We start from the raw sequence: 22,603 nt of genomic DNA on the forward strand, positions 1-22,603 counted from the left end.
TCCATTTATTTTTATTCTTTAGGCCGATATTTTACGGCTTGGTATAAGGTACAAACGGGACTTTTTTAGTCAATAGCTTTAAGGCTTGCCAATAAATGCCCTGTAAAACTTTAAAATTCATAAAGGGCAATGTGAGCCAATCGCTTCTGGCTGCTGTTGTCGCATTCCCATTATTACTTGTTGTCATATCAAGTTTGCTGAGTGCGACGGTCGCATCAAATACTTTCTTGTTGTGTTGCTCTTTGTCATGGTTTTCAATATGAACAAAAGCCTTGTCATCCGGCGGATTGACTCGCCATTTGTATTGCATGTTCATTTTCATAAAGGGAGAAACATGGAATGCTTTGTCCGTCATTTCATCACTTCCCATCGTCACTAAATAGTAATGTCGCTGGTTCCACGGCGTGTTACTGACCTCGGCGAGCATGTATTGACAATCGCCGGATTGTGCAAAGCAAAAGTAGAAATTCACCGGGCTAAAATACAAACCAAAACAACGACATTGCGCCAACATCACGGCATTGTAACCATCCCATTCTCCGCCTAAATGGGCAACTTTGTTTTTAATACGTTGCAATAATTCCCCTGGTTCACTTTTAATGTAATCTTTTTGATGAAAGCGAACCGGCTTGTACCATTGGGTGCCAAATACCCAATGTTGATCATTTAAGCTATCGAGCTGAGCCACATTAATCCCTAGCATGGTAATCGGGTAGGTAAAGTGATGGAGGGCCGGAGAAAAGCGACGATGGCGCACTTTGCCTTTATAAATACTATGTTGAAAATTAAAGGATAGCGGGGTTCGGCTCATAGTGTTATCCCAAAGCGTTCTGCGACTTCAACCGCACTGCGCACGCCATCTTCATGAAAGCCGTTATGCCAATAAGCACCAGCAAAGTGGGTATGGTTATGACCACAAATTTCACCACGTCGCTGTTGAGCGTTTAAGCTTTGCTGGTTAAATACAGGGTGCGAATAGTGGAAAGTATTGATGATTTTATCCGGGTTAATGTGATCGCTATTATTGAGCGTCACGCAAAAAGTCGTGTCCGATTCCAACCCTTGTAAAATATTCATATTGTAAGTCACGCAAGCGGGGCGGTTTAGATCTGAATCTAAATGATAGTTCCAACTTGCCCAAGCAAGGCGGCGTGTCGGCAATAGATTGATATCCGTATGCAAGACCACTTGGTTATTACGATAGGGCATATCCGATAAAATGGCTTTTTCTTCAGGGGTTGCATCACCTAGCAAATTCAACGCTTGATCCGAATGACAAGCGAAGATCACCTCATCAAATAACCTTGGTTCACTATCGTCAAAATGCAGAGTGACACCAGTATCGGTTCGTGTGATGGATTTTATTTGGCTATTAAGTTCGATGTTATTTTCGAATGATTGAATTAATGGGTAAATATATTGCTTAGAGCCACCTGGGATCACAAACCATTGCGGGCGGTTTTGAATATCAAGCAAGCCGTGGTTATAAAAAAATCGCACAAAGAACTTCAATTGAAACTGGGTCATTTCGGTCAGGCTACTTGACCAAATAGCCGCGCCCATCGGTAGGATGTAGTTTTGGCAAAAAGCCGGTTTAAATTGATGTTGTTTGAGAAAGTCACCTAAGGTTAACTCGACGTCGATATCATCTTGTTCATATAAGGCTTTACATAATTTATTGAAACGTAGAATGTCTAGAATTAAGCGCCAGAAACTCGGTTTGAAAAGATTGGAGCGTTGAGCAAATAAAGTGTTGAGTGTGCTGCCGTTGTATTCCAAGTTGGCGCTAGGATTCATCACGCTAAAACTCATTTCGGTTTTTTGTTCAGTGATGCCAAGTTGGTTTAATAACTTGATGAAGTTAGGGTAAGTACGCTCGTTATACACGATAAAACCGGTATCAATGGCATAACATTTACCATCAACCTCAATGTCTTTGGTCGCAGTATGCCCACCGATATAATCATTCTTTTCAAAAACGGTGACCTGATGTTGTTTGCTGAGCAGATAAGCTGAGGTTAAACCTGAAATACCAGAACCAATGACCGCGATATTTTTCATTATTTTGTCATCCTTACAGCGAATAGCTTCCATAGTGGGAACGGTAATAAAGCGAAGGCTTTGAGTAACCATGTAAATACTTTTGGGAAATGAATTTCGTTTTTATGGTTATCGATGCCTTTGAAAATAATGTCAGCCGCTTTTTCTGGACTGGTTAAAAATGGCATCGAAAAATCATTTTTATCTGTGAGTGGTGTTTTCACAAACCCAGGGTGGATCACACTGACATGAATATCGTCTTTTTTCAGGTCGATACTTAATGTGCGGGCTAAATAACTGACTGCGGCTTTTGATGCGCCATAGGCTTCGGCTCTTGGCAGTGGTAAGAAGGAGGCGCTAGAGCTAGTAAGGGCTAACTTGCCACCTTGTTTGACTAAAGGTAGCCATGCTTCTAAACAGTAACCAATGGCAATCAAATTGGCACTGATGACTCGATGAAATAATGCACCATCAAATTGTTTTGCATCATCAATATATTCGCAAGTACCCGCATTAAGCAGCAAAATATCGAGAGCCGGCAGTTGGCTTGCGCTGGCTTTAACCGCGTCAAAATCGGTGACATCACAAAGTAGGGGGGTGATGTTTTGATGCGTATTGCATAGTTGTTGCAGTTTATCCATGCTGCGTCCACCTGCCCAGACTTGATAACCTGCGTTGGCGTAATGGAGTGCTAAGGCTCGGCCGATACCGGAAGAGGCACCCGTGATCAATATGCTTGGTTGCGTATTCATGAGCTGGCCCTCTGTTTGATGTATTTGATGCCGGCGCCAATCACAGGAAGCTGTTCATACAACATGCTACCAATATCGAAGTAGTCTCGGTGATGGGTGATTTTGCCTTGCTGGTAAGTCAGCTGAGAATGGCCATCAACTAGAATCAGTTGCCCAGACTTTAATTTTGGGTGTCGTAGCTGCATGGTCCAATAAACGGCGGCTTTTTGTTGGTCATTATGAAATGAATCATGGATGTCAAAGTGGCAATAGTGAACATTGGCATACATCTTTTCTAGGTAGTTACGCAGGTTTTCAAGCCCGTCTATTTTATGTAGAGGGTCTTGAAACTGTATCGAGGAGTCATAGATATCCGCTAATAAGTGCAAATGATCTTTATCGAGCTTTTGGTAGGTCTCGATAAAGTTGGAAATCCATTCCGAAATTTGCGTCATAATCTATTCCTTTTTCATTATCCCGCTTTATAAAAACTCAATGCCTGTTGCCTTGCGGTTGGGTGATCGACAATCGCAGGCCAATAAACATCAATATTATTTTGCTTTATATACTCGTGTGGAAAATGCAGATATTTTAACGGCACGTTTTCCAGCTCTGGTAAATATTTACGAATGAAGCTGCCATCGGGATCATATTTTTCACTTTGAGTAATCGGGTTAAAAATTCGAAAGTAGGGCTGAGCATCACAACCGGTTCCCGCCGCCCATTGCCAACCGCCATTATTGGCCGCTAAATCACCATCAATTAAGTGCTGCATGAAAAATTGTTCACCTAACCGCCAATCGACAAGACAATGTTTGGTGAGAAAGCTGGCGACAATCATACGTAATCGATTATGCATCCAACCGGTTTGTACTAGCTGTCTGATTGCGGCATCGACAATTGGATAACCGGTTTGAGCTTGCTGCCAGGCTTTCAGTAATTCAGGTGGATTCGGCCATGACAGAGAGTCGTATTTGTCATTGAAGTTGTGGTGCTTATTGAGCTTTGGAAAGTGGTGCAATAAATGACGGTAAAAATCCCGCCAAGCCAGTTCGTTAAGCCAACTGCCTTCCGGTTGTGAAATCATTTCTAATGCATTTGGATAATGGTGCGAAAGTTCGGCAAATACACGTTTCGCACTTATCGCGCCAATCGCTAAGTAAGGTGATAGCCCCGAGGTGCCTTTAATGGCTGGGTAGTCTCGATCTTGGTGATAATCTTGATATTTATGGGTTAAAAATCGAGGCAGGACTTGCTCCAATACCGTGTCCGCTAAAGGCCATTTGGTTGAGTTTTGTTTGGTTGCGTTAAAGGTTATTTGAGGGTTCTTAATCGATGCTTGTTGCGCAAAAGTAGGGGTTAAAGGAGTGGCATGAGTGCTCATTAAGGTGCTTGCCCAGGCTTTTTTAAACGGCGTGAAGACTTTATACATCTCATTTTGGCCGTTGAGTACCGATCCTTTCGAGACAATCACATCTGATTCAAACAAGGTTAAAGATAGCCCACTCTCCAATAGCGTTTGGTCGCGCTGTTGTTCGTTGAATTCGACTTCTTGATTGGCAAACACAGTATCAATATTGTGTTGTTGGCAGTACGCCATAAGCTTTTGGGCTTGGTCGACAAAGTCGCTGGCTTCGATATGAATAAACTGAATACCGTGTTTGGCGAGCTGTTGTGAAATCAAATTGACATGTCGCTCAATCAAATCAATTTTTATTGGAGCCATATCATGTGCTTGCCACTGAGCGGGTGTAGAAATAAATAGGGCGTGAAAGGGTTGAGCAGACGTTATCGCTTGATTGAGCGCTGGGTTATCGTCGATTCTAAGATCATTGCGAAACCAAACAAGATTCATGATTTACCTTTTGTTGTAGATGGTTATACAAATAAATAAAACGTTAGATATAACGCAATTTCAGCTCTTGTGGGTAAGGGGATAAATACACTTGAGCGGCTAAATATTGCTGAGGGAACTCTTTGAGATAATGATTGATCAGCGTCAGTGGCACCAGTAGCGGAACCAGCCCTGCTCGGAAGTCATCGATATGCGTTGAGAGCTCACTTTTTTGTTGTTTGGTGAGAACTTTTTTGAAATACCCTTGCAGGTGTTGCAGGGTATTGGTGTGGCTTTTATGGGTGGCGACGTGTTTGAGGCCAGACATTAAAATAGCGATGTATTGGTTCGCCATATCATCAAGATCTAAATCGGCACGAGCCAATAAACGGCCAGTTTCTTTATAGCTGATAAGGTGGTGACTCATGAGTAAGTACTTACGTTCACTATGGAATTCAATCAACTTATGTTTAGTCAGGCCTGAGGCGAGTAAATCTTGCCAATGACGATAGGTAAACACTCGAATCATAAAGTTTTCGCGTAAAGCAGGATCCATGAGACGGCCGTTTTCTTCGCAAGGTAGGTTTGGATTGAGTGTCATAATCTGCTTGGCAAATAAGCCGATGCCAGATGCGGTGCTGCCTTTACCATCTTCTTGATAAACTTTGACTCTTTCCATGCCACAACTTGGGCTTTTTTGGCAAAAGATAAAGCCGCTAAGGTGATCAATTTTACTCGCTACGGTTTGGCCATATTCGGTTAAATCTTGCGTGACATCACCTTGTCCATCAGGACGGCTGACATGAACACCATCACTGAGTTGAACTTGACGAATGGTAGGGCGTGGTATTGGCAGTCCAATGGCTACTTCTGGGCAATAAGGTTGATAGTCAACAAAAGGGGCGAGTTGAGTCATGCAAAAATCGGAGCGCTTATGGCCCTTATCAAAACGCACTTGCTCTCCGGCGACACAAGCACTAATGCCTATTTTTGGTTTTTTTTGTGGTAGCTTCATACTGCTGCTATTCCTTTCATCCTTTATTTTGAATATCAGTTTCGAAATGCCAGCTTCGAAATATTCATTCATCTGTCCATCCAGTGCCATAATGCGTAAGGCACTTTAATGGTCATTTTTTATAGTAACGCTTTCTAATATATAAATTGGCCGATAGGGTTTAATAATTTTGAAATCCCTTGTGTGAACATAAGTGCATCATTCGAAACGGTAAAGCATAAGCAACCCGTTTTTGTCGTTGGGGAATGCTCATGTTCTCCTGTAAGCCAAATGAAATCGCCTTTTTGGTAACGTCCCATTTGATCTTCAAACTCACCATCGAGCAATAGCGTTAGCTCAAACCCTTTATGAGTATGTACTGGGACACTGCCTCCGGGTTCAATATGTAATAAGCTGGCCTTAATATTACCTTCATGTAACTCAATGCGAGAGCGAGTCAGCTTGCCTAGGTTTTGTTGTTTTTGTAGTGATAGCGATTGCAATGCTCTTGGCAGAATGAATTGTTGTCCTTTAAATTCTACGGTCTGAAGCGGCGCTTCTTGAATCTCAAAAAGAGAATCATCCTGAGTGATGTTGTCGATCATGTCTGCAAAGTCATCTTCATTGTTTTCATGCGATGAAGGTGTGTTATGTACTGATGAAAGTTGTTGTTCAGCCGTTTGTTGGGTGATCGACTCAACGGTATTCTTGCATTCGCTGCATAGCTCTAGATGAGAGGCAATGGCGATGCTCAGAGAAGCAGGAAGCTCACCGTTAGCAAAAACGGTCATCAATTCATGTGTTGGGTGATGTCTCATGAATGCTCTCCCATAAGGTGTTTCAATTTATTCATTGCTAGTCTTAAGCGTGATTTCACTGTGCCTAAAGGTATATTAAATTGGCTGGCTAATTGCTCTTGCGATAAGTCCTTAAAATACACCCCCTCAATTAGTTGACGTTGATCGTGAGAAAGTCGGCTTAGGTGGCGCTCGATTTTTTTACTCATTAGATGGTCATCAAAGTTCAGCGTTTCAGCCGTTTCTGCTTCAATCAGAGGCCAGATATCATCACTTAATTGATCTTCTTTGTGAGTGCGCATTTTACGAAGCATATCAAATGAGGTGTTTCGCATAATGGTGTACACCCAAGTGGTAGCAGCGCCTTTCTCCATATCAAACAAATGCGCTTTACGCCAAACACTGGTCATCGTGTCTTGGAGTAATTCTTTCGCGAGCTCGGGATTGTTAAATTGTTTGATACCAAAACGCTGTATTTTAGGCGCAAACCAGATGAACAGTTGCTGAAAAGCCTGTTTATCTCTTTGGTTAGCAATGTTGCACAGCCATTGTTCTAATGGTGGTGTGTCTTCATTTTTGTCGGTGCTTTCCGTTCTCATTGTTATCTTCTTGCTAGTTCGTTGTTGGACGCCTAGCGGTCGAGTGACTGGATACATAATGACAAATACCTAATGACGATTGATATCTGTATTACGCATGTTGTAAGTAATAGGATCACTTTTTGTTTGTAACTTCTTTAGCGATTGTAGAGGGGAACTGTTGTTTGACTCAAATCATGAAAACATCAATTGACAGTCACTATACCTCTTTGTGGTTATAGGTCTGATACGTCACTCCATTATTATTTATTCAATAATTAGGATGAACTTTTCGCGTTTAATCATTTCTATAATGTATCGTGTTGTTGACTTTTTATTCAGGAAATTTGGCATATTTAAATTATTTTTGTGATTACCTGAGCATTCGTTGAATGCTTTACATGTTAACGCTTTCGAGTGTGTTTTCCTGTGGTAACATAAGCGCCCCCTTAACTTTAACTATAGATGAAGATTTATGCTGGAAGTGCGTGATTTAACAGCGATTCGTGATGACCGAGAATTATTTGAGTCAGTGAACTTTACTGTTAGCGCAGGTGACCTAGTTCAAGTTGAGGGACGTAATGGGTCAGGTAAAACCACTATGCTGAGAATTATTACTGGTTTAGGTGATAGCGAAGCAGGCAAAATTATGTGGAAAGGCGTGGAAACACGTAAAGATCGTGATGCCTTTCATCAAGATTTGTTGTTTATTGGGCACCAAACCGGTGTTAAAAAAGAGCTGACCGCATTTGAAAATTTGTCATTTTATCAGCGGCTCAATGGGGCTGGTGATGTGACAGAAGATGATATCTGGATGGCACTAGCCAAAGTTGGACTGGCAGGGAAAGAAGATATTCCCTCTGGTAAGTTATCGGCAGGGCAGCAAAGACGTGTTGCATTGGCTCGCTTATGGTTAAGCCGTCATCCACTTTGGATTCTTGATGAGCCGTTAACGGCCATTGATAAGCAAGGCATTAAAGTAATTGAAGCGTTATTTGTGGAGCATACGCAGAAGGGAGGCATGGTGCTTTTTACTACTCACCAAGATATGTTTACCAATATGGATCAACTTAAAAAGATTCGGTTGGGGGAGTAAATGATCGCAAGTATGATGGCGATTGTCCGCCGCGAACTGTTAATTGCTTATCGTCGTCAAGCCGATGTATTTAACCCGTTATGGTTTTTTATCATTGTCATCACTCTCTTTCCTTTAAGTATTGGTCCCGAACCAAATTTGTTAGCGCGTATTGCAGCTGGCATCATTTGGGTAGCAGCATTGCTTTCCGCTCTGTTATCGTTAGAGCGTTTATTCCGCGATGATTTCCATGATGGCGCACTTGAGCAATTAATGTTGCTACCGGTACCTCTACCGTTAGTGGTGATGTCGAAAGTGATCGCTCATTGGTTATTGACAGGACTGCCTCTGATTTTGATTAGTCCGCTATTGGCGGTACTGCTATCACTTGATTTTCAAACTTGGTTGGCTGTAGTGATTACCTTACTACTCGGTACCCCGACCTTGAGTTTTATTGGTGCGATTGGGGTAGGGTTAACCGTAGGGTTACAAAAAGGCGGCGTTTTACTGAGCTTGTTAGTGTTACCGCTCTATATCCCGGTACTTATTTTTGCGACATCCGCGATTGAGGCGGCGACCAGTGGTTTTGGTTACTCTGGTCAATTGGCAATTTTAGGTGCGATGTTACTTGGCGCAGCAACCCTGACGCCATTTGCAATTAGTGCATCGCTACGTATCAGTGTGAATTAAGAATTTGTATCTAATTTGCTGTTATTTTCATCAGCAAGTCGATAAAAGTTAAAAATTATAAAGTGGGACGCTGAAATCCTACAAAACAAAGTGAGAAGCAAAATGTGGAAATGGTTACATCCATACGCAAAAGCTGAGAAAACTTATCAGCTGTGCGGATCGTTATTGCCTTGGTTTTCAGTCTTGGCGTTTGGGCTATTGTTAGTGGGGACTATTTGGGGGTTAGCGTTTGCGCCTGCAGATTACCAGCAAGGTGATAGCTTTCGCATTATTTATATCCATGTGCCAGCGGCTATTTGGTCAATGGGTATTTACACGTCTATGGCGATTGCCGCTTTTGTTGGTTTAGTTTGGCAGCTGAAGTTGTCAAACATGGCAGCTTCAGCGATGGCACCTATTGGCGCGGTATTTACCTTTATTGCTTTGATTACTGGTGCGGTCTGGGGCAAACCTATGTGGGGCGCTTGGTGGGTTTGGGATGCTCGCTTAACATCCGAACTTATTCTTTTATTTCTTTATTTGGGCGTTATTGCGCTTTATCACGCGTTCGATGACCAAAAAACGGCCGCTAAAGCGGCGGGTATTTTGGCGATTGTCGGGGTGGTGAATATTCCCATTATCCACTACTCCGTTGAATGGTGGAATACTCTGCACCAAGGCGCCACCATTACTAAGATTGGTAAGCCATCAATTGCGCCTGAAATGTTATGGCCACTACTCTGTAACATTTTTGGTTTTGCTTTTTTCTTTGGTGCGGTCGCAATGGTTCGATTCCGTACCGAAATTATTCGCCGAGAAAGTCATCGCCCTTGGGTTTTGCAATTGGTAAAGCAAAGCACATCTAAGGGAAAAACCGCATCAGAGGTGAAGTAAATGTATTTTGATTCGTTTAGTGATTTTTTAAATATGGGTGGCTATGCCGCTTATGTTTGGGCTTCATTTGGCATTACATTTTTCAGTATGTTTATTTTGTATTGGAAAAGTGTTTCAGATGGCAAAACTTTATTGAAAGAAATTCAACAAAAAATTGACCGTGAAGAACGTCGTCAAGCGGCGAAAAAAATGGAAAACACACTATGACCCCTAGACGTAAAAAAAGGCTAGCAATTATTCTCGCAATCTTGATTGGTGTTGCAGGAACGGTTGGGTTGACTATGTACGCCTTAAACCAAAATATGAATTTATTTTATACGCCGACTGAATTAGTCAATGGTAAGCCCGATGGTACTAAACCCCATGTTGGTGAGCGTTTGCGTATCGGTGGTATGGTAGTTGAAGGTTCGGTAAAACGAGACCCTCAATCACTCAAAGTAAGCTTTGAACTTAAAGATCTTGGTCCTACGGTAACGGTCACTTATGAAGGTATTCTTCCCGATCTCTTCCGTGAAGGTCAAGGTATTGTGGCTCAAGGTACATTGGTTGATGCAAGAACCGTTGAAGCCTTTGAAGTGTTGGCTAAGCATGATGAAAATTACATGCCTTCTGAAATAGAAGAGGCGATGAAAAAGAATCACAACCCTAATTATGATTCTGAAACTCACACCATGAAAAATCAGGAATAAGTGCAATGATTGCTGAACTTGGACATTTTGCCTTAATTCTTGCATTAGGGTTTTCAATTTTATTAAGCGCATTACCCATGTATGGGGCAAGCGTTAATAATCGTACATTAATGGGGATGGCTCGTCCGCTGTCTTGGGGTATGTTCTTAATGCTCGCGACGTCCTTTGCTACTCTGTTGTGGGCGTTTTATAGCAATGACTTTACCTTGCAATATGTAGCAAGTAACTCAAATAGTCTATTACCTTGGTACTACCGTTTAACCGCGGTATGGGGTGCGCATGAAGGCTCGCTATTGCTTTGGGTGTTAATCCAATCGATTTGGACGATTGCCGTGGCGACGTTTAGCCGTGGTATGCCACAAGAGTCGGTATCTCGCGTACTGGCTGTGATGGGGATGATTTCCGTTGGTTTCTTATTGTTTATTATTCTCACCTCAAACCCGTTTTTACGTACCTTGCCTTATTTCCCGATTGATGGACGTGACTTAAACCCTCTTCTACAAGATCCGGGCTTAATTATTCACCCACCAATGTTGTACATGGGTTATGTCGGTTTTTCTGTTGCGTTTTCTTTCGCTATTGCGTCATTAATGACGGGGCGTCTTGATACGGCGTGGGCTCGTTGGTCACGCCCGTGGACAACCGCAGCATGGGTATTCTTAACTGTTGGAATCGCATTAGGCTCATGGTGGGCATATTACGAACTCGGCTGGGGTGGCTGGTGGTTCTGGGATCCCGTTGAAAATGCTTCTTTCATGCCTTGGCTTGCTGGTACAGCGCTGATGCACTCGCTTGCAGTGACAGAAAAGCGTGGCACCTTTAAAGCGTGGACAGTGTTACTGGCAATCAGTGCGTTCTCGCTGAGCTTGCTCGGTACCTTCTTAGTTCGTTCTGGTATCTTGGTTTCAGTGCATTCATTTGCATCTGATCCTGCTCGCGGTATGTTTATTCTGGCCTTTTTAGCGTTAGTTATTGGCGGTTCACTATTACTGTTTGCTTTAAAAGGCGCTTCAGTACGTGTGCGTGGTAACTACTCACTGATCTCGCGTGAGAATGCATTGCTATCGAACAATATTTTGTTGATTGCGGCATTAGTGGTTGTTCTGATTGGTACTTTATTACCTCTTGTGCATAAGCAAATTGGTATGGGTTCAGTGTCGATTGGAGCACCATTTTTTAATACGTTATTCACTTGGTTGATTGTGCCATTTACCTTGATTTTAGGTATCGGCCCAATGGTTCGTTGGAAGCGTGATAATTTATCTGAAGTGAAAGTGCCGATGATGGTGTCATTGGTGATTTCAGCCGTTGGTGCAACAGCGATTGCATTAATTTCTTCAAAACAATTTATGCCACTTGCAACATTGGGCTGGTTCATGGCGATTTGGATCTTTGCCATGCACGGCTTTGAGTTATACCAACGCGCAACGCATCGTCATCGTTTTATGCAAGGCTTAACCAAATTACAACGTAGCCACTGGGCAATGATGCTGGGTCATATTGGTTTGGCTGTCACCATTATTGGTATCGCAATGGTGCAAAACTACAGTATCGAGCGTGATGTGCGATTAGCACCAGGCGATAAATTTGATATTCATGGTTACCAATTTGACTTTGCTGGTGTTCGTGATCACGACGGTCCGAATTACGACGGGTTTATAGCAGATTTTATCATTACTGAAGATGGTGATTTTGTGAATGAACTGCATGCTGAAAAACGTTTTTACCATACAGCGCGTTCCATGATGACTGAAGCGGCCATTGATCGTGGTTTTACTCGTGATCTGTATGTCGCGATGGGTGAACAGCTTGAAGGAAGCGACGCATGGGCTGTTCGTATTTATTACAAACCATTCATTCGTTGGATTTGGTTTGGCGCTATTTTGATGGCTATCGGTGGTATTTTAGCGATCAGTGATAAACGTTATCGCTTCCGTAAAAAAGTCGCGAATTCTCAATCATCATTAGACGAATCATCTGAAGCTCAAAAGGAGGCGTAATTATGAACCGTAAGATTTTATTTGCGCCTTTGGCCTTATTTGCCATCTTGGTGGTGGTATTTGCCACTCAGTTAACTCGTAATGCCGATGGAGATGATCCGACTAAACTGGAATCTGTTTTAGTGGGTAAGCCAGTACCTGATTTTGAGTTACAAGATTTATATCAACAAGATAAAACCTATGATCAGAGTTTGTTTAAAGGTCAACCTTTGCTACTTAACGTGTGGGCGACCTGGTGTCCTACTTGTTATGCCGAGCATCAATTCTTAAATAAATTGTCTGCTCAAGGCGTGAAAATTGTTGGGTTGAACTACAAAGATGATCGTGAGAAAGCCAAAAAGTGGCTGAAAGATTTAGGCGACCCATATCAAGTGGTACTGTTTGATGGCAGTGGCATGTTTGGTCTCGATCTTGGTGTCTACGGCGCCCCTGAAACTTTCTTGATCGATGCGGATGGCCACATTCAATATCGCCATGTGGGTGATGTGAATATTGATAACTGGAATGAAACTTTACTGCCTTTATACAATAAGTTGAAAGGGCAAAAAACAGTATTGAAACCGATTCCAATGGAGCGTGCTCAATGATGAAAAAATCTTCACTATTGATACTGCTGTGCATGTTATTTACGGTGCCAGCGATGTCGGCAATTGAGGTCTTCGATTTTGATACGCCCGCACAAGAAGCACAATTTCAGGAATTGAGTCATACCTTGCGCTGCCCGAAATGTCAGAATAATTCTATTTCTGACTCGAACGCAGAGTTGGCAAAAGATTTACGTTTGAAAGTCTACCAAATGACTAAGCAAGGTAAATCTAAACAAGAAATTGTCGATTATATGGTGGCTCGTTACGGTAATTTTGTGACTTATAATCCGCCGTTAACACCGTCTACAGCCGTGTTGTGGCTCGCGCCTCTTGGTATTGTTTTGTTTGGTTTTGGTTTCATTGTTTTACGAAGTCGTCGTAAATCATCAACCAAGCAAACGGATGGTTCTCAGCAGTGGGATGAAGAACAAGAGCAACGTCTAAAAGCTTTGCTAGATGATACTGACTCAAATGATAAAAAGGGTAATGATTGATGATAGCATTTTGGATTGGAACGGTTGTCTTACTTGCCGCGTCTTGCATATTCATTGTTTATCCGCTGTTAAAACCAAACAAGTTGGATGAAGCGGCAATGCGCGATGATCTGAATAAGGCTTTTTATAAAGATCGTCTTGCTGAATTGGAATCAGAAGATCAAGCGGGTATTGTTGGTAATAAAGATGATCTAGTGACGGACTTAAAACAATCGCTACTGGATGATATTCCGGTTGCTCAAGTCGATACTGATACCAGTATTGTCAGCATGAAATGGTTGGCATTATCACTTATCATTTTTATGATTGCTGTGTCTTACGGTGTATATGCCTTGTTTGGTGCACAAGCTAAAGTTGCTCATTGGAAACAAGTCGAAAATAACCTACCAGTTTTATCGCAAAAGTTGATGAACCCAAAAGGGGTTGAGTTAACCGATCAAGAGATGGCCGATTTAACCCTAGCCCTTCGCTCTCGTTTGCAATATAACACTGATGATGCGACAGGTTGGATATTGCTTGGCCGTATTGGTTTAGCGAATCGCGATATTGAAACTGCTATTGGTGCGTTGACGAAAGCCGATAAATTGATGCCAGATAACCGCGATGTGCAACTTAGTTTAGCGCAAGCGTTGATGTTTTCATCAGATCAAGCGGATTTGCAAAAAGCCGATTCTATTTTGGCGGACTTGTTAAAGCAGCCAAATGTTGATTTGCGTGTGTATTCTTTACTGGCATTTAGTGCTTATGAAAGTGGTGATTACGCCAAAGCGATCGACTATTGGAAAGATCTACAAGCTAAAATCGGTAAAGATGATGCTCGTTACGATATGCTTTCTCGTAGTATCAAGACTGCTCAGCGAGAACTTGATGGATTGCAACATCCTCAAAAAGTGGTGCATCAAGGTACACCGGTTAAAGTGACAATTTCTTTATCACCAGAAGTGAAGTTACCAGAGTCAGGTGTTTTGATTGTCTCAATTCATACTGCTGATGGTGCGCCAATGCCTGTTGCCGCTGCTCGATATCCATTGTCTCAATTCCCGATTACTGTGGTATTAGATGACCGCAATAGCATGATTGAAAGCCGCAAGCTGTCTAGCTTGTCCGATATTATTGTGAGAGCGCGTATTGATAGTGACGGTAATGTCGCAACTCGTGAAGGCGATTGGCATGGTGAAAGCTTGCCAATTCATCTTGGTGATGATGTGATTGTTTCAATTGATAAGAAATATTGATATTTAACATCATGATGCAATACAATTAACAGTATTGCATATTCCGATTATAGAAAAGCAATGTATTGATTTACGTTGCTTTTTTTGTTTTTAAAACCTTTTACAGGATGTGGTTGTTTGAGTGAAATAAAAAGTAAACATTCATTTTCGCTTGTGTTTCTATCATCGACATTACTGTTGGGATGTAGCTCTGCGCCTGATGATCAGGTTTTAACACCTCAAGCTCAAACGACTTCATTAACTCAATCCTCATCGATAGGTGCTTCATCAGCAGAGAATTCTGATGATTTCTTTGAGGGTTTTAACCGAGTGATGTGGGACTTTAACTATGATGTTTTAGACCCTTATATGGTTAGACCTTTATCCATTGGTTATATGGAATGGACACCGTGGCCTATTCGTTCTGGTTTAAATAACTTTTTAAATAATTTGGATGAACCGGCTAATGCCGTCAATAACCTATTGATGGGAAATGGTTCTCAAGCAGTAGAAAATATCAGCCGCTTTTGGATAAATACTACCATCGGATTGCTCGGTTTAATTGATGTGGCCTCCGCTGCCAATATATCCAGTACCAGTCGGGAGTTCGGTGATGTCGTTGGTTATTATGGAGTAGGTAATGGCGCGTACCTGATGTTGCCTGCCTATGGTCCGGTTACTGTACGTGATGCGGCAGATACAGTGGACGGTCTATATATTCCTCTGAACTGGCTAACTTTTTGGCAGAAAGCCGGTAAATGGGCATTTCAGGGTTTAGAGTCGCGTTATGAATTGATTGGCCAAGAAGGGCAGTTGCGTCATTCTCCAGATCCATACCAATTGAGTAAAAGTATTTATCTACAGCACCAAGACTTTAAAGCGCAAATCAGTAAAGAACCTGAACAAGCGTTGGATGAAGATTTGTTAGAAGAATATCTTGGCCATGATTATTAGTGGTTAATACACATAAAAAAGCCTTGCTACACTGAGAGTGGCAAGGCTTTATAGTCAGCTTCGAATTTTAGAACGTTTTACTGTACTGAATACCAGTGATAATTGCATCAGTGTGCGTAGTGGCGTCAATACTAGAAATGCCTGGATGTTCTTCATGAGCATCCACATCGACACCTAATAAGTAAGTAAAGCCAAAGTCGATGGTTGAGTCTTTGCTTGGCGCGTAAGAGAAACCTGCCGACAACCAATTACGGTTTGAATCTGGCACTGCGATGGTGGTCACGGCATCTTGTGCACCTTGGTCAAACATATAACCAGCGCGTAGTGTCCATTTATCATTTAAGTAGTAAGTCCCACCAATCGCATAGCTCCAAGTATCTTTCCACTCAAATTTTTGTAGTGAGATATCTGGTCCAGCCGTCGCTAATTCATCAAACTTGCTCCAGTCTGTCCATTGAACGGTGTAGCTGATGGCAAATTTGGTACCTTCGAAACGGTTGTAACCCGATATCTGGGCAAAATCCGGTAAAGGCACTACGATTTCATCAGCAAGCGTGATACCGCCAGGGCCATCGATTTTACCTTTAGCGTGAATTTCAGGGCTAGCGTGGTAAGAAATACCCCAACGGTTATTGTCGTTTAACTCATAAGTGGTGCCGATGTTCCAGCCAAGGCCAGCGCCAGTTGCATCGACGTCAACAGCGTTGATTGTTCCTTTAGCACTCAGTGGAATAGAACAATCTCGTCCAGAGCTACCAGTAATAGCATTGCATGCTTTATTAAAGAGAGGTCCAGCATTATCTGGACGGAAGTTAGTATTTGCATCTACATTTAAACTACGCTTAAACTCACCATGACCATAAATAATGTCTAATCCTGCACCAAAACTCCATTGATCATTGACGCGGTAAGAAGCAGCTAATGCTAATTCAGCACTGATAATACTAGACGTGCCGCCATATTCTCCCGGAAAAGAAGAATCAAATTCCGATGCGGTACCAAAGTTAGAATATAAACCTGCACCCACTGCCCATTGATCATCAATTGGGACAATCAAAAACATATTTGGCGCGACAGCAAGGTTACCTGCATCATCATAGCTAACAGGACCTGAGTTACCGTTTATTGAGCTTTGATAGTTACCATCACTCACTGATATTTTGGGTTTAATGGCGGTTGCACCCATGGTAAAAGACGTTTTATTAAACAAGGCCATGGCGGCGGGGTTAATCGCCATAACGGAAGCATTATCCGCAATGATGCCATCACCTGCGTATGCACGTCCCACACCTGTTGCAGATTGAGCGGCAATTTGAAAGCCTGCAGCAAAAACAGATGGCGATGCGATTACTAAGGCGCTTGCAAGAGTGGATGTGGTGAACACATTCAACTTTTTCATTGGATAATACCTACTTTATTGTTTGTTTTTATTTTCAGTGTTGCGTTTGAAAATAGGGTGGTACTTGTAAAGGAGGCGCATTATGGTCGTTAGATACGTTTTAACATATCCGACCATTAAGAAAAGTTCTGTGAAAGTGGTGCTAATTGCGTTTAAAAGTTATTATCTTGATGACTTTTGTTGTTAAAAGTTTGTTTTGCTTTGACTGGTTAATTTGTACTACCGTCGGTAACCATTGGTCAGGTGAATGTTTTGTTTGGGAGGAGATTTTTGTTAACTGGTTGATTCCTATTGTCTTGAGATTGTTTTGAATTGAGCCGCCATCACTGACCTATTACTCAGGTGGATTTATGGTGGCTCAGTTATCAATGATAAATGGTGAGGCCGATCTTTAATGATTAGATTTAAACATTGGTGCGATCTTTTGCGATAAAGCGGCGATATCTTCACCTTTTTCACCCACTAGTACTAGGCTACCTTGAGGAAGCGGGGTGATTTCACCTTGCATACCTCCTTGGTTAAATTGGCTACTTTCTTTTGCTTCAATATTTGAAATAAAAGCCGTCACTCGACCTTTTTGTCCTCGGAAGACCATATGTAAAGCATGATGATCATGACTGAATCCGCAATGATTTAAATAATAAATATGGTAAGGAAACTCGCCATCAAGGCTATAAGAACAAACATTTAACTTCGCACGAATTTCTTGTTCATTATTGCCTTCATTAACACCATCAATAAAAGGTTCTTCTTCTATAATATGATGCATCGCCATTTGATCTAGACTCGCATGTGCAGGCTGAATAATGATACTGCCCCAATTAATCTGTCCAATCAGTAAACCAAATGTAAATATAACGGATGCAGCTAGGGCAAAAGCTCGACGAGAAAAGTGTATTTGAGGCTTATGAGGCGTTTGTTTAAAGATTATTTTATCCGCTAGATCGTCAGGTACTTCAACTCTAAAGGCTTGTTCAATTTTTTTATCGAGCTCTTGAAGGCTTTCAGCATATTTTTTATTTTGATGATTGGTATGAAGTTCCTTCAAAATATCATCACTTTTATCATTTGGATCAGAGAGTAAGCGACGTCTAAGTTCTAAATCATCCATGTATGGCCCCCTGAGATGGTGAGGATGAATCGAGTTGCTCTTTTATTTGATTACGAGCTCGGAATAATCGAGTCATCACCGTATTTTTATTCAAATCGAGAATTTGACTGATTTCATCACCAGTAAATCCCCCAATGACTTGTAAGAAGAGCGGTTCACGGTATTCGATATCTAATTTCATGATTTGTTGCTGCAACCACTTTTGTTGATGGTGTTCATTATCATAGGTTTTTCCACTATTTCCAGGTTCATCAATATCAACAAGATCAAATTGCTTGCGTTCAAATCGTCGAGCATTTTCACGACGTAAAATGGTGATGAGCCACGGTTTTGCCGCTTTTTCATCTTTTAAGCTGTCGATGGCCTTCCAAGCGCGCAAGCAAGTTTCTTGCACCAAATCTTCGGCAATATGCTGATCTTTACATAACCAGTAAGCATAGCGATAGAGATCGCGATGATACGCCCTCACAAGGGATTCATAACGTTTTTGTCTGTCCATTTCGTTATAGACCGTATCAGAGGATTTTTTCTTTCCAAATAATGTAGAAACCGCCATGTTTATCCCTCATGGTTCTCATTTTTATTTTTTGACTTAACCTTCATGCAGTAAACAAAGTGATAAGTTATATTATCAATTCAATTGCTTGAATAAGTTAGTTGCCAGTTTTATTTCGTTATCGCACATACTATCTCGCGTAGGGACTGGCTTTTTTCTTATCGACTGAGTGAAGTAGTAAAGTCACTTTTATAGTGTGGTTATTAAAGAGGAAAATGAAGAGCTAAGTGACAAAACTGTTAACCAAATGTTTGAGTTCTCATTTTTGAGAATGATGCGATAAATATAGACTAAGCTGCTTAGGTCACAAGTTTTCATTTACATAAAGAGAAAGACTAGCGGTTTGGTTTTAAGTTCAAATTGCTTTGTATACAATTAGAGGTCAGACCTCTTTGATTTTTCTCACTGTTATGTGTCTATCACAGTGATGGTATTTATATAAATAAAGGAAAGAATATGAGTCAGCAGGATGTGAAAACCCGCAATGGTGAGCGAATTGCTATTGTCTCTGGTCTTAGAACCCCATTTGCTCGTCAAGGGACGGCTTTCAAACAAGTGCCGGCTGTTGACCTTGGTAAAATGGTGGTTAGTGAATTATTGGCGAGAACACAAATTGATCCAAAACTGGTTGATCAAGTGGTATTTGGTCAAGTCGTTCAAATGCCTGCTGCTCCCAATATCGCTAGAGAAATTGTGTTAGGTACGGGCATGAATGTGTCGACCGATGCTTATAGTGTTACGCGTGCGTGTGCCACTAGCTTTCAATCTGCCGTGAACGTGGCAGAAAGCATCATGGCGGGAAACATTGAAATAGGTATTGCGGGTGGAGCGGATTCTTCTTCCGTATTACCTATTGGTGTTTCTAAGTCACTGGCGCAAGGCTTGTTAGAATTGAGCAAAGCCAAAACTTTACCGCAAAAACTTTCTATTATTCGTAAATTGTCTTTTAAAGATCTGATGCCAGTTCCTCCTGCGGTTGCTGAGTACTCGACCGGATTATCTATGGGGCAAACAGCTGAACAAATGGCGAAAACACATCAAATTGCTCGTGAAGATCAAGATGCGTTAGCTCACCGTTCGCATACTCTTGCTGCTCAAGCATGGGAAGATGGCTTGATTCAAGATGAAGTGATGACCGCTTACCCAGAACCATATAAAGAGTGGATCCATCAAGATAACAATATTCGTCAGGATTCTCAGGTTGAACAATATGCCAAGTTGCGACCAGCATTTGATAAAAAGTTTGGTAGCGTGACCGCTGCAACCAGCACGCCATTAACTGATGGTGCAGCTGCTGTTTTGATGATGAGTGAAAGCAAAGCGAAAGAATTAGGGTTAGAAGTGTTGGGTTATATTCGTTCTTATGCTTTCTCTGCGATTCAAGTCGAAGAAGATATGTTGATGGGACCGTCTTATGCGACGCCAATTGCGCTAGATAGAGCTGGCATTGAATTAGCCGATCTTGATTTGATCGAAATGCATGAAGCCTTCGCAGCTCAAACGTTAGCGAATGTTAAAATGTTTGCCTCAGAAACCTTTGCGAAAGAAAAGCTGGGTCGAGAAAAAGCCATTGGTGTGATTGATATGGATAAATTTAACGTACTTGGCGGTTCACTCGCTTATGGGCATCCCTTTGCTGCAACGGGTGCGCGCTTAATGACACAAACGCTACGTGAGTTAAAGCGCCGTGGTGGAGGGTTGGCACTAACCACCGCATGTGCCGCAGGTGGTTTAGGCGCGGCCGTCATTCTTGAAGTGGATAAGCTAGAAGTCGATAAAGATGAAGCACAGACGCAAGGAGCGAAATAATGACAATGGATAATCAAGTTTCAGCAAAGCAGGTTTCGACCAATAATGCTTTCACGTTAACCATTGATGATAACCAAGTTGCGTGGCTTGCGGTTGATGTACCGAATGAAAAAATGAACACCTTGCAAGCCGAATTTGCCGAGCAAATGCAAGTTATCTTTGAACAATTAGAGCAAAAGAAATCAGACATTAAAGGGATGGTTATTCATTCGCTCAAGCCGGATAACTTTATCGCAGGTGCTGATGTTCGTATGTTGGATGCTTGTCAGTCCGCACAAGAAGCCGAATCGTTAGCGACTCAAGGGCAAGAGATGTTTAACCGTCTATCTTCGTTGCCTTTTACGGTGGTAGCTGCGATTCATGGCCCATGTTTAGGGGGTGGATTGGAGTTGGCTCTAGCTTGTGATTATCGTGTTTGTAGTGATAGCGATTCGACGCGTTTAGGTTTACCTGAAGTTCAATTGGGTTTATTACCAGGTTCAGGTGGGACGCAGCGATTGCCTCGATTAGTCGGCTTACTTGATAGCTTAGATATGATTTTGACGGGTAAGCAATTACGTGCGAAGAAAGCCTTGAAATTAGGCTTAGCCGATGCATGTGTTCCTCAATCTATTTTATTACAAGCGGCGCAACAGTTTATTCATAAATCGAAGCGTAAGGCGAAGAAAGACATTAAAGAATCACTTATCTCTAATACCGGATTTGGTCGTAAAGTGATCTTTGAACAAGCAGCGAAAAAGGCCAACCAAAAGAGCCGTGGAAATTACCCCGCGATTAAAGCCATTTTACAAGTAATTCAATATGGTCTTGAAAAAGGCTTAAAAGAAGGCTTGGCAAAAGAAGCGCAAGAGTTTGGTCGTTTGGTGATGACCTCCGAGTCACGCGCTTTGCGTTCGATTTTCTTTGCCACGACTGAAATGAAGAAAGATTTTGGCAGTACCGCTCAACCCAAAAACATCCAAGGTGTTGGGATCTTAGGTGGTGGTTTAATGGGGGCAGGCATTGGTTATGTCTCGGCAACCAAAGCAAATGTGCCAGTTAGATTTAAAGATGTCTCGAATGATGGCGTATTACATGCCATGAACTATAGCTACAAGCTGCTGAGTAAATTACTTGAGCGTCGCGCGATTACCAAAGCGCAATTGCAAAAACAGATGCAGTCAATTTCTGGTGGCACTGACTTTACCGGTTTTAGCCAAAAAGACATGGTGATAGAGGCCGTGTTTGAAGATCTGTCGCTGAAGCAAAGCATGGTGCGAGATATTGAAGCTCAAGCTAAAAAAGGCGTGATATTTGCGACGAACACCTCTTCATTGCCGATCAGTAAAATTGCTCAAGGCGCGGCAAAGCCAGAAAATGTGATCGGCCTGCATTACTTTAGCCCGGTAGATAAAATGCCATTAGTCGAAGTTATTCCGCATGAAGGGACTTCAGATGAGGTAATTGCTACCACCGTTAAGTTTGCGCGTAAACAAGGTAAAACACCGATCGTGGTGAAAGATAAGGCTGGCTTTTATGTGAATCGCATTCTTGCGCCTTACATGAATGAAGCCGCTAAGATCTTATTATCCGGTGAACCTATTGAGCATATCGATGAAGCTTTACTCAACTTTGGCTTCCCCGTTGGCCCGATAGCTTTATTGGATGAAGTTGGAGTGGATATTGGGGCTAAAATTACGCCGATTTTAGTTGAAGAGCTTGGTGAGCGTTTTAAAGCGCCAGATGTGTTTGAGACCTTGCTAAAAGATGGACGTAAAGGACGTAAGAGTGGCAAAGGCTTCTATACCTATAAAGGCAAAAAGAAAGAAGTGGATAAATCCGTTTATCGCTTGCTAAAACTCAGCCCAGATTCCATCTTAAGTGAAGAGGTCGTCGCAATGCGTTGCGTTCTTCTGATGATTAATGAAGCGGTTCGAGCATTAGATGATGGTATTATTAGCTGCCCAAGAGATGGTGATATTGGCGCGATTTTTGGTATTGGTTTTCCGCCATTTTTAGGTGGCCCGTTCCGTTATATCGATCAAATTGGAGCAGTAAAATTAGTTGATATCATGAACGAGTACGCGGAAAAATACGGCAGCCGTTTTGCTCCGTGTGACGGCTTACTGACTCGCGCCGGAACGGGTGATAAGTTCTATTCATAACCACCGCTGGTAATCAATGACCTAGCTGACTGAG

Annotated in this window: 23 protein-coding genes; 12 read left to right on the top strand and 11 right to left on the bottom strand. The window is 42.1% G+C overall.

The window, feature by feature from the left end:
* Nucleotides 1-31 precede the first annotated feature (31 nt).
* The 8 genes from VRUMOI_RS04520 to VRUMOI_RS04555 form a co-directional block, all read right to left on the bottom strand.
* Entirely contained in the window at nucleotides 32-811 is a 780-nt protein-coding gene (locus tag VRUMOI_RS04520; protein WP_089137419.1) for a DUF1365 domain-containing protein, read from the bottom strand.
* The gene (locus VRUMOI_RS04525) at nucleotides 808-2,061 is read right to left on the bottom strand and encodes an NAD(P)/FAD-dependent oxidoreductase (RefSeq protein ID WP_174208797.1); all 1,254 of its coding nucleotides are present in this window, start codon (nucleotides 2,059-2,061) and stop codon (nucleotides 808-810) included. The genes VRUMOI_RS04520 and VRUMOI_RS04525 overlap by 4 nt, the downstream gene beginning before the upstream one ends.
* On the bottom strand, nucleotides 2,061-2,792 hold the full coding sequence (locus tag VRUMOI_RS04530; RefSeq protein ID WP_089137418.1) for an SDR family NAD(P)-dependent oxidoreductase: 732 nt from the start codon (nucleotides 2,790-2,792) through the stop codon (nucleotides 2,061-2,063). Before VRUMOI_RS04530 ends, VRUMOI_RS04525 begins: the two co-directional genes overlap by 1 nt.
* Entirely contained in the window at nucleotides 2,789-3,226 is a 438-nt protein-coding gene (locus VRUMOI_RS04535) for a nuclear transport factor 2 family protein (RefSeq protein WP_089137417.1), read from the bottom strand. The genes VRUMOI_RS04530 and VRUMOI_RS04535 overlap by 4 nt, the downstream gene beginning before the upstream one ends.
* A gap of 17 nt (nucleotides 3,227-3,243) precedes the next feature.
* On the bottom strand, nucleotides 3,244-4,629 hold the full coding sequence (gene phrB / locus VRUMOI_RS04540) for a deoxyribodipyrimidine photo-lyase (RefSeq protein WP_174208808.1): 1,386 nt from the start codon (nucleotides 4,627-4,629) through the stop codon (nucleotides 3,244-3,246).
* Nucleotides 4,630-4,669: 40 nt separating this feature from the next.
* Nucleotides 4,670-5,620 carry a YbgA family protein gene (locus VRUMOI_RS04545; protein ID WP_089137415.1) on the bottom strand — a complete coding sequence of 317 codons (951 nt, stop codon included), beginning with the start codon at nucleotides 5,618-5,620 and terminating at the stop codon, nucleotides 4,670-4,672.
* 134 nt (nucleotides 5,621-5,754) lie between these two features.
* The gene (locus VRUMOI_RS04550) at nucleotides 5,755-6,417 is read right to left on the bottom strand and encodes a ChrR family anti-sigma-E factor (RefSeq protein ID WP_089137414.1); all 663 of its coding nucleotides are present in this window, start codon (nucleotides 6,415-6,417) and stop codon (nucleotides 5,755-5,757) included.
* Nucleotides 6,414-6,995: a sigma-70 family RNA polymerase sigma factor gene (locus tag VRUMOI_RS04555; protein ID WP_089137413.1), complete on the bottom strand. Its 582-nt coding sequence runs from the start codon at nucleotides 6,993-6,995 to the stop codon at nucleotides 6,414-6,416. Before VRUMOI_RS04555 ends, VRUMOI_RS04550 begins: the two co-directional genes overlap by 4 nt.
* A 454-nt stretch (nucleotides 6,996-7,449) precedes the next feature.
* On the opposite strand from VRUMOI_RS04555, the gene ccmA reads away from it, so the two are divergent.
* From ccmA to VRUMOI_RS04605, 10 genes are all read left to right on the top strand, one after another.
* The gene (gene ccmA / locus VRUMOI_RS04560; RefSeq protein WP_110410647.1) at nucleotides 7,450-8,070 is read left to right on the top strand and encodes a cytochrome c biogenesis heme-transporting ATPase CcmA; all 621 of its coding nucleotides are present in this window, start codon (nucleotides 7,450-7,452) and stop codon (nucleotides 8,068-8,070) included.
* Nucleotides 8,071-8,739 carry a heme exporter protein CcmB gene (gene ccmB, locus VRUMOI_RS04565; protein ID WP_110410648.1) on the top strand — a complete coding sequence of 223 codons (669 nt, stop codon included), beginning with the start codon at nucleotides 8,071-8,073 and terminating at the stop codon, nucleotides 8,737-8,739.
* 102 nt (nucleotides 8,740-8,841) lie between these two features.
* Entirely contained in the window at nucleotides 8,842-9,612 is a 771-nt protein-coding gene (locus VRUMOI_RS04570; RefSeq protein WP_089137412.1) for a heme ABC transporter permease, read from the top strand.
* Nucleotides 9,613-9,819 (top strand): heme exporter protein CcmD, encoded by a 207-nt coding sequence (gene ccmD, locus VRUMOI_RS04575; RefSeq protein ID WP_089137411.1) that lies wholly within the window; start codon nucleotides 9,613-9,615, stop codon nucleotides 9,817-9,819.
* Entirely contained in the window at nucleotides 9,816-10,301 is a 486-nt protein-coding gene (ccmE, locus tag VRUMOI_RS04580; RefSeq protein WP_089137410.1) for a cytochrome c maturation protein CcmE, read from the top strand. Before ccmD ends, ccmE begins: the two co-directional genes overlap by 4 nt.
* Nucleotides 10,302-10,306: 5 nt before the next feature.
* On the top strand, nucleotides 10,307-12,301 hold the full coding sequence (locus VRUMOI_RS04585) for a heme lyase CcmF/NrfE family subunit (protein ID WP_089137409.1): 1,995 nt from the start codon (nucleotides 10,307-10,309) through the stop codon (nucleotides 12,299-12,301).
* 2 nt (nucleotides 12,302-12,303) lie between these two features.
* The gene (locus VRUMOI_RS04590; protein ID WP_089137408.1) at nucleotides 12,304-12,888 is read left to right on the top strand and encodes a DsbE family thiol:disulfide interchange protein; all 585 of its coding nucleotides are present in this window, start codon (nucleotides 12,304-12,306) and stop codon (nucleotides 12,886-12,888) included.
* The gene (locus VRUMOI_RS04595; RefSeq protein WP_089137618.1) at nucleotides 12,888-13,382 is read left to right on the top strand and encodes a cytochrome c-type biogenesis protein; all 495 of its coding nucleotides are present in this window, start codon (nucleotides 12,888-12,890) and stop codon (nucleotides 13,380-13,382) included. The genes VRUMOI_RS04590 and VRUMOI_RS04595 overlap by 1 nt, the downstream gene beginning before the upstream one ends.
* Entirely contained in the window at nucleotides 13,382-14,617 is a 1,236-nt protein-coding gene (gene ccmI, locus VRUMOI_RS04600) for a c-type cytochrome biogenesis protein CcmI (protein ID WP_089137407.1), read from the top strand. Before VRUMOI_RS04595 ends, ccmI begins: the two co-directional genes overlap by 1 nt.
* Before the next feature lie 117 nt (nucleotides 14,618-14,734).
* Nucleotides 14,735-15,550 carry an MlaA family lipoprotein gene (locus VRUMOI_RS04605; RefSeq protein WP_231897488.1) on the top strand — a complete coding sequence of 272 codons (816 nt, stop codon included), beginning with the start codon at nucleotides 14,735-14,737 and terminating at the stop codon, nucleotides 15,548-15,550.
* A 67-nt stretch (nucleotides 15,551-15,617) separates the two neighbouring features.
* Here VRUMOI_RS04605 and VRUMOI_RS04610 read toward each other — a convergent pair whose 3' ends face one another.
* From VRUMOI_RS04610 to VRUMOI_RS04620, 3 genes are all read right to left on the bottom strand, one after another.
* The gene (locus tag VRUMOI_RS04610) at nucleotides 15,618-16,949 is read right to left on the bottom strand and encodes an outer membrane protein transport protein (RefSeq protein ID WP_089137406.1); all 1,332 of its coding nucleotides are present in this window, start codon (nucleotides 16,947-16,949) and stop codon (nucleotides 15,618-15,620) included.
* A 391-nt stretch (nucleotides 16,950-17,340) separates the two neighbouring features.
* A complete protein-coding gene (locus VRUMOI_RS04615) occupies nucleotides 17,341-18,060 on the bottom strand; it encodes a DUF3379 family protein (RefSeq protein WP_089137405.1) in 720 nt (239 codons plus the stop codon).
* Nucleotides 18,053-18,616 carry a sigma-70 family RNA polymerase sigma factor gene (locus VRUMOI_RS04620; RefSeq protein WP_089137404.1) on the bottom strand — a complete coding sequence of 188 codons (564 nt, stop codon included), beginning with the start codon at nucleotides 18,614-18,616 and terminating at the stop codon, nucleotides 18,053-18,055. The genes VRUMOI_RS04615 and VRUMOI_RS04620 overlap by 8 nt, the downstream gene beginning before the upstream one ends.
* 456 nt (nucleotides 18,617-19,072) lie before the next feature.
* Here VRUMOI_RS04620 and fadI point away from each other — a divergent pair, with 456 nt between their 5' ends.
* Together fadI and fadJ are read left to right on the top strand one after the other, a co-directional pair.
* Complete coding sequence (gene fadI, locus VRUMOI_RS04625) at nucleotides 19,073-20,425, top strand: acetyl-CoA C-acyltransferase FadI (protein WP_089137403.1); 1,353 nt, start codon at nucleotides 19,073-19,075, stop codon at nucleotides 20,423-20,425.
* Nucleotides 20,425-22,569, top strand: coding sequence for a fatty acid oxidation complex subunit alpha FadJ (gene fadJ / locus VRUMOI_RS04630; protein WP_089137402.1), 2,145 nt, complete (start codon nucleotides 20,425-20,427; stop codon nucleotides 22,567-22,569). Before fadI ends, fadJ begins: the two co-directional genes overlap by 1 nt.
* Nucleotides 22,570-22,603 lie beyond the last annotated feature (34 nt).

The sequence above is a fragment of the Vibrio rumoiensis genome, assembly GCF_002218045.2.
Taxonomy (GTDB): Bacteria; Pseudomonadota; Gammaproteobacteria; order Enterobacterales; family Vibrionaceae; genus Vibrio; species Vibrio rumoiensis.

Bases quoted from the DNA above. Each gene is read 5' to 3' on its own strand.
- VRUMOI_RS04585 (WP_089137409.1), top strand. From the start codon at position 10,307: ATGATTGCTGAACTTGGACATTTTGCCTTAATTCTTGCATTAGGGTTT.
- ccmI (WP_089137407.1), top strand. From the start codon at position 13,382: ATGATAGCATTTTGGATTGGAACGGTTGTCTTACTTGCCGCGTCTTGC.
- VRUMOI_RS04535 (WP_089137417.1), bottom strand. From the start codon at position 3,226: ATGACGCAAATTTCGGAATGGATTTCCAACTTTATCGAGACCTACCAA.
- VRUMOI_RS04545 (WP_089137415.1), bottom strand. From the start codon at position 5,620: ATGAAGCTACCACAAAAAAAACCAAAAATAGGCATTAGTGCTTGTGTC.
- VRUMOI_RS04610 (WP_089137406.1), bottom strand. From the start codon at position 16,949: ATGAAAAAGTTGAATGTGTTCACCACATCCACTCTTGCAAGCGCCTTA.
- fadJ (WP_089137402.1), top strand. From the start codon at position 20,425: ATGACAATGGATAATCAAGTTTCAGCAAAGCAGGTTTCGACCAATAAT.
- fadI (WP_089137403.1), top strand. From the start codon at position 19,073: ATGAGTCAGCAGGATGTGAAAACCCGCAATGGTGAGCGAATTGCTATT.
- VRUMOI_RS04615 (WP_089137405.1), bottom strand. From the start codon at position 18,060: ATGGATGATTTAGAACTTAGACGTCGCTTACTCTCTGATCCAAATGAT.
- VRUMOI_RS04590 (WP_089137408.1), top strand. From the start codon at position 12,304: ATGAACCGTAAGATTTTATTTGCGCCTTTGGCCTTATTTGCCATCTTG.
- ccmA (WP_110410647.1), top strand. From the start codon at position 7,450: ATGCTGGAAGTGCGTGATTTAACAGCGATTCGTGATGACCGAGAATTA.
- VRUMOI_RS04570 (WP_089137412.1), top strand. From the start codon at position 8,842: ATGTGGAAATGGTTACATCCATACGCAAAAGCTGAGAAAACTTATCAG.
- VRUMOI_RS04555 (WP_089137413.1), bottom strand. From the start codon at position 6,995: ATGAGAACGGAAAGCACCGACAAAAATGAAGACACACCACCATTAGAA.
- ccmB (WP_110410648.1), top strand. From the start codon at position 8,071: ATGATCGCAAGTATGATGGCGATTGTCCGCCGCGAACTGTTAATTGCT.
- VRUMOI_RS04520 (WP_089137419.1), bottom strand. From the start codon at position 811: ATGAGCCGAACCCCGCTATCCTTTAATTTTCAACATAGTATTTATAAA.
- VRUMOI_RS04620 (WP_089137404.1), bottom strand. From the start codon at position 18,616: ATGGCGGTTTCTACATTATTTGGAAAGAAAAAATCCTCTGATACGGTC.
- VRUMOI_RS04525 (WP_174208797.1), bottom strand. From the start codon at position 2,061: ATGAAAAATATCGCGGTCATTGGTTCTGGTATTTCAGGTTTAACCTCA.
- ccmD (WP_089137411.1), top strand. From the start codon at position 9,613: ATGTATTTTGATTCGTTTAGTGATTTTTTAAATATGGGTGGCTATGCC.
- ccmE (WP_089137410.1), top strand. From the start codon at position 9,816: ATGACCCCTAGACGTAAAAAAAGGCTAGCAATTATTCTCGCAATCTTG.
- VRUMOI_RS04595 (WP_089137618.1), top strand. From the start codon at position 12,888: ATGAAAAAATCTTCACTATTGATACTGCTGTGCATGTTATTTACGGTG.
- VRUMOI_RS04530 (WP_089137418.1), bottom strand. From the start codon at position 2,792: ATGAATACGCAACCAAGCATATTGATCACGGGTGCCTCTTCCGGTATC.
- VRUMOI_RS04550 (WP_089137414.1), bottom strand. From the start codon at position 6,417: ATGAGACATCACCCAACACATGAATTGATGACCGTTTTTGCTAACGGT.